Raw genomic sequence first — 6,264 nt, forward strand, 5'->3', positions numbered from 1 at the left:
CGTTAAAGGCTGTGCAGGGACTTGAACCATCGACGGAGCCCTCTGTTTTAATTTTTGGCTGTTGCCAACTTCGGCAAGACTTTGGAGCTGGTCAACACCTGGTCGATGAGGCCGTAGGCTTTGGCCTCTTCCGGAGTCATGAAAAACAGCCGCTCCGTGTCCTTCTTGATGCGCTCCAGAGGTTGGCCCGTGCTGCGAGACAATTCCTCCAGCATCATGTTGCGCAGGGTCAAGATCTCGCGGGTGCGAATTTCAATATCGCTGGCCTGTCCGCGAGTGCCACCGTAGGGCTGATGCAGCACGATCGTGGCATTGGGCAAGCTGGCCCGGAACCCTTTGGCGCCCGCCGCCAACAACATGGCTGCCATACCGATGGCATTGCCAATGCAGATGGTATGCACCGGCGGCTTGATGTAGTTCATCGTATCCAAAATGGCAAACGCTGCCGTGTCGTAGCTGTAGGTGCCCGTCGAGTTGATGTACATCTTGATCGGCTTTTCCCGATCCTCGTACTGCAAATACAGCAGTTGTTCCACAATCAGCTTGGTGACGTTGGCATTCGACTCCTCTGCTAGGGGCAGGCCCAGGTAGACAATGCGCTCCTGCAACAGCAGCGAGGCCAAATCGGGAGGCGGAGTCCGAACCGGAGCGCCGCCATAGTAGTAGTAGGTCGATTGCACCATGCCAAAGTTCTCCTACGGCCAATCCCTTGACTCTAAAGACAACTGCCTAGAACAGCAACACAGACGAAGGATAAGAGCAAGGGATCCGAGAACAGCAGCGGATCCCTTGTCTTCCTAGCAACCAGAACCTGAAGGGGAGACACAGATGCCCCGCCGCAGCTTTACTCCGCTCCCTGCGGCAAGAGAACCCGCTCCGGCTGCGTGACCAGCACCTTGGGCTTGCGCTCCTCGTCCACATCGATGAGGACTTCCGAGCCCTCTTTGACGTGGCCGGTCAAGATCTCTTCCGCCAAGATGTCTTCCAACAGGCGCTGAATAGCACGGCGCAGCGGACGCGCCCCATAGCTGGGGTTGTAGCCCTCCTCCACCACCAAGTCTTTGAAGCGATCGCTGACCGTGAGGCGGATTTTCTTCTCCGTCATGCGGTCGAACACTTCCTTGAGCAGGATGTCGGCAATCTGCTTCACCTCGTCCTTGGTCAGTTGCCGGAAGACAATGATCTCGTCCACCCGATTGAGGAACTCAGGCCGGAAGTACTGCTTCAGCTCTTCGTTTACCAGGTTGCGGATGCGGTTGTAGTTTGCATCTTCGTCGTTGGTGTTGAACTCGAAGCCGAGGCTGCCGCCGCCCTTCTCGATCACCTTCGAGCCGATGTTAGAGGTCATCACGATCAGGGTGTTCTTGAAGTCCACCGTGCGGCCCTTGGCGTCGGTCAGGCGGCCATCTTCCAGAATCTGCAGCAGCAGGTTGAACACATCCGGGTGGGCCTTCTCGATCTCGTCGAAGAGCACCACCGTGTAGGGACGGCGCCGCACCGCTTCCGTGAGCTGGCCCCCCTCGTTGTAGCCGACATATCCGGGCGGGGATCCGATCAGCTTGCTGACCGTGTGCCGCTCCATGTACTCCGACATGTCGAGGCGGATCATGGCCGACTCGGAGCCGAAGAAGTAGGCCGCCAGGGCCTTGGTCAGCTCGGTTTTGCCCACCCCCGTCGGGCCGGAGAAGATGAAGCTGGCGATGGGGCGGTTGGGGTTTTTCAGCCCCACGCGAGCGCGACGAATGGCACGGGAAATGGCCCGCACCGCCTCATCTTGGCCGATGATGCGCTGGTGCAGGGTTTCCTCCATGTGCAGCAGCTTCTCCGACTCGCTCTCGGTCAGCTTGGCCACCGGCACCCCTGTCCAGGCGCTCACCACCTGGGCGATGTCCTCTTCGGTGACCTCCGGCATCTCCTCGCGGCTGCTTTCCTCAGCCTTCTTGGCAGCAGCAATGGCGCGGATCTGCTGCTTGATCTCCATCTCCCGATCCCGCAGCTCACCGGCCCTGTCGAAGTCTTGGGCCCGCACCGCGGCATCCTTCTCCTTGAGCACCCGCCGCAGCTCCTGATCCAGCTCCCGCGCCGCCGGCGGCAGTTGCGAGTTGATCAGGCGCACCCGTGAAGCCGCCTCGTCGATGAGGTCGATGGCCTTGTCCGGCAGGAAGCGGTCGGAGATGTACTGGTCGGCCAGCTTGGCCGCCGCATCCAAAGCCGCATCGGAGATCTTCAGCTTGTGGTGTTGCTCGTAGCGCTCCCGCAGACCAAACAGGATCTCGATCGTCTCTGAAACGCTCGGCTCGCCCACCATAATCGGCTGGAAGCGACGCTCCAGAGCGGCATCTCGCTCGATGTGCTTGCGGTACTCATCCAGCGTGGTGGCGCCGATGCACTGCAGTTCGCCGCGGGCCAGGGCGGGCTTGAGAATGTTGGCAGCATCGATGGCCCCTTCGGCAGCCCCGGCCCCGATGAGGGTATGCACCTCGTCGATGACTAGGATGATGTTGCCGGCGTTGCGGATCTCATCCATGATTTTCTTGAGGCGCTCCTCAAACTCGCCGCGGTACTTGGTGCCGGCCACCAACAGGCCGATATCCAAGCTGATCACTCGCTTGTCGGCCAAGATATCGGGCACATCCCCCTGCACAATGCGCTGGGCCAGACCTTCGGCAATGGCGGTCTTGCCGACGCCCGGCTCGCCGATGAGGACGGGGTTGTTCTTGGTGCGGCGGCCCAAGATCTGGATCACCCGCTCGATTTCCCGCGTCCGACCCACCACCGGATCCAGCTTGCCCTCTTGGGCCAATTGGGTGAGGTTGGAGCCGAATTCGTCCAGGGTTGGCGTTTTGGTGCGGCTGGAAGACCCACCCCCTGCCGTCACTTCGGCGGTCTCGCCCAACATGCGGATCACCTGGGTGCGCACCTTGGACAGATCCACCCCCAGGTTTTCCAGAACGCGGGCGGCTACCCCTTCCCCTTCGCGGATCAGGCCCAGGAGCAGGTGCTCAGTGCCGATGTAGTTGTGGCCGAGCTGGCGAGCTTCCTCTAAGGAGAGCTCCAGCACTCGCTTGGCGCGGGGAGTGAAAGGGATCTCGACAGCCACAAAGCCGGATCCCCGGCCAATAATTTTCTCGACTTCAATGCGGGCGTCCTTCAAGTTCACTCCCATGGACTTGAGAACTTTGGCGGCGACCCCAGTGCCCTCGCCGATTAACCCCAACAAGATTTGCTCGGTGCCAACGAAATTGTGACCTAACCGTCTGGCCTCCTCCTGGGCCAGCATGATCACCTTGATGGCTTTTTCTGTAAAGCGTTCAAACATGATCCTCGGGCTCCCTACGCCTGCATCAAGGCGGACTTGATAGGCCTAATCCTAACACAGGATTCAGGCCAACTAAGGTAGGGTAAATACCCCAGACGAAAAATCATCTGGGATCGTGACGCGCCTGGAGAGATTTGAACTCCCGACACCGTGGTCCGTAGCCACGTGCTCTAGTCCACTGAGCTACAGGCGCAAGCTATCTACCTACAGGAAAAGCAAAACAGCCACGGTTGAAGACCTGTCTCTCCTCTTCAGAGATGGACGCCTATCAGTGTGGCTTAGGTATTCTAGCACAAGAGCGTTTTTGGGAAAGTCCAAGGGGGGTGTAGATATCCGCCAAGGTTCAACAATGCCCTGGCCAGGAGCGCAGAACTTCTCCCCCCACCTCGAGGCCGGCTTGGGAGCTGCTGGCCGTGAGCACCTGGATCCAGACTTGGCCGTTGCGCCGCCACAGGCGGGTTTGTAGATGCCCGGCCAAGGTGTCGCGGCAGTTGCGCCGCATCCCTTGCGGGCCAGGGGTGAAGACGGTTTGCCCAGGCTGCTGTGTATGACCTTCTACTTGGATGCACCAGTGGGATCCCTCACCGCGCACCTGCCAGGATCCCCAGGGATCTACCTGCCAGCTTAGCCGCGCTTGGCCGGGCCGCCATTCCAAAAAAGGCTGGGATCCCCACCCATGCAAGCTGATTAAGGCGACTTCTTCGGGGCGGGTGAGCACCTGTCGCTCGGCTCCGGCGCAGGTGAGGCTGAGGCCGGGATGGTCGGGAAAGGCGTTGCACTGGATCCAAAACCAGCGACGAGGGAAGCTCTGCCCCCAGTTTTTTTCGGCGTAGGCGGGGGCCTGCTCGAATGCGTAGCGCCTGCCCCGCCACTCCACCCAGCCGCTGGCCAGGCCGTGGCTCATCAGGATCTGCCAGCCCGGCTCAAAGATGGGCAGATAAGACCAGGCTCCCATGGTGGCCCGCGGCGGGATCCCATAGGCGCAGCAGGGTTGGATGCGATAGAGCCAGCGAACCGGCTCGGCCCGGGTGGGATCTGGCAGGATCCCTTGGTTGAGGTGGGCGCTGTATTGGTAGCCGCTGGCGGTGCGCTGGAAAAAGGTGAGGGGCTCCTGCAGCCCTCGCCAGCTCTCGCCTGGCCCGCCGGAGTGCCCCAAGGCCAGATGCCGCCAACTGGCCCAGAAGCGCTGCGGGTTGGGGAAGGTGCGCCACTGCAGCTCCTCGTCCGGCCCCAACACCTGTGCCATGCCTCCTCGCCTGGGATCGATGGCGTACATGAAGGCAAAGCTGAGGGGCGGATCCCCGGGCAAGGTGACACGGCTGTACCAACCTTCAAAAAACGGCTCGGCACAACCGTCCCAGTGATAGCCGGCATGGGGCAGGGATCCCCCATCCGTTGAGCCGTTTTGCTTAAAGCCCTCTGCCACCGGAGAGCAACTCCTTCGAGAATCGCCAAAAGATAGGGAAAAACCTATAGATACCAAAAGAATAATTGTATTGTTTCTATGCCTGTCTGCTTTTAGGATATCAACCAAGCTGAGATTTAAGGATTTCTTTACGAGGGGAATCCGTCGGTCTAGCGGCTTGAACTGGAAAGGTTTTGCTTGGCGCTCACATATTCTGTCAAAGATGAGGTGATCATGACATCACGTCGCAGCTTTTTATTGTCCGCGGGTGCAGCCACAGTGGGTGGGCTTGTGAGTGGCAGCCTAGCACGGGCCAGTACGGGCTACTGGGTTGCTCAAGCCAGCGGCCCGGAAACCCCCAACCTCAGGCTGGGTTTTATTCCGATTGTGGAATCTGCCCCTCTGATCATCGCCAAGGAGAAGGGCTTTTTCGCCAAGCACGGCATGACCGGCGTAGAGGTGTTGAAGCAGGCCAGTTGGCCGGCAGCCCGCGACAACGTGGTGATCGGCTCGGCGGGTGGGGGCATTGACGGCGGCCAGTGGCAGATGCCGATGCCCCATATGATCCACATCGGTGCCATCACCAACAACCAGCCGGTGCGCATGGCGGTTCTGTGCCAGTTGATCACCCAAGGCAACGGGATTGCCATTGCCGGAATGCATGCGGGCAAGGGCTTGGGGCTGGATGTTTCCGGAGCCGCAGACTACATCAAAAATTTCAGCGCCAGCAACGGACGCAAATTCAAGGCCGCCCATACCTTCCCCAACGTCAATCAAGATTTTTGGATCCGCTACTGGCTGGCTGCTGGGGGGATAGATCCGGATCAAGACATCGACCTGTTGGCGGTACCCTCTGCCGAGACGGTGCAGGGGATGCGCAATGGCACCATGGATGCTTTTAGCACCGGGGATCCCTGGCCCTACCGGATTGTGGCCGATAAAATCGGCTTCATGGCGGCTCTCACCCAGCAGATTTGGCCTTTTCACCCTGAAGAATACTTGGCCATTCGCGCCGACTGGGTGGAGAAAAACCCCAAGGCCACGCAGGCCACTTTGATGGCGGTCATGGAAGCGCAGCAATGGTGCGACGATCCGGCCAACCGTGAAGAGCTGGTGCGCATCCTTTCGGGGCGTGCTTATCTAAATGTGCCGGTCGAGGTTCTCACGCCTCCTTTTCAGGGCAAGTACGAATTGGGAGACGGCAAGCCGGCTGTTCAAGATTTCAGCGCCGGGCCCCTGTACTGGGAAGATGGGCGGGGCAGCGTCTCCTATCCCTACAAGAGCCATGACCTGTGGTTCTTGACGGAATCGCTGCGTTGGGGCTTCCACGCTCGCTTCCTCAAGGATCTGGATACTGCCCGCCGTCTGGTGGATGAGGTCAACCGCGAAGATCTCTGGCGCGAGGCCGCCCAGGCTTTGGGGGTGAAGAACATTCCCAGCAACACTTCGCGAGGAACGGAGCGTTTCTTCGATGGGGTGGTGTTTGACCCTCAAGATCCCCAGGCCTACTTGAACAGCCTGAAAATCAAGAGGGCCTAGT

General features: G+C 59.8%; 4 protein-coding genes and 1 tRNA gene. 1 reads left to right on the plus strand and 4 read right to left on the minus strand.

What is annotated here, in order from left to right:
• Nucleotides 1-47 precede the first annotated feature (47 nt).
• The 4 genes from NW857_RS09530 to NW857_RS09545 form a co-directional block, all read right to left on the minus strand.
• Nucleotides 48-683 (minus strand): ATP-dependent Clp protease proteolytic subunit, encoded by a 636-nt coding sequence (locus NW857_RS09530; RefSeq protein ID WP_414334595.1) that lies wholly within the window; start codon nt 681-683, stop codon nt 48-50.
• Between the two features lie 161 nt (nt 684-844).
• A complete protein-coding gene (locus tag NW857_RS09535) occupies nt 845-3,319 on the minus strand; it encodes an ATP-dependent Clp protease ATP-binding subunit (RefSeq protein ID WP_414334597.1) in 2,475 nt (824 codons plus the stop codon).
• A gap of 119 nt (nt 3,320-3,438) precedes the next feature.
• Nucleotides 3,439-3,512, minus strand: a tRNA-Arg gene (locus NW857_RS09540).
• A 150-nt stretch (nt 3,513-3,662) separates the two neighbouring features.
• The gene (locus tag NW857_RS09545; protein ID WP_414368791.1) at nt 3,663-4,745 is read right to left on the minus strand and encodes a tocopherol cyclase family protein; all 1,083 of its coding nucleotides are present in this window, start codon (nt 4,743-4,745) and stop codon (nt 3,663-3,665) included.
• Between the two features lie 213 nt (nt 4,746-4,958).
• On the opposite strand from NW857_RS09545, the gene NW857_RS09550 reads away from it, so the two are divergent.
• Nucleotides 4,959-6,263 carry a CmpA/NrtA family ABC transporter substrate-binding protein gene (locus NW857_RS09550; protein WP_414334600.1) on the plus strand — a complete coding sequence of 435 codons (1,305 nt, stop codon included), beginning with the start codon at nt 4,959-4,961 and terminating at the stop codon, nt 6,261-6,263.
• Nucleotide 6,264 lies beyond the last annotated feature (1 nt).

It is taken from the genome of Synechococcus sp. H55.9 (assembly GCF_047462355.1).
Taxonomy (GTDB): domain Bacteria; phylum Cyanobacteriota; class Cyanobacteriia; order Thermostichales; family Thermostichaceae; genus Thermostichus.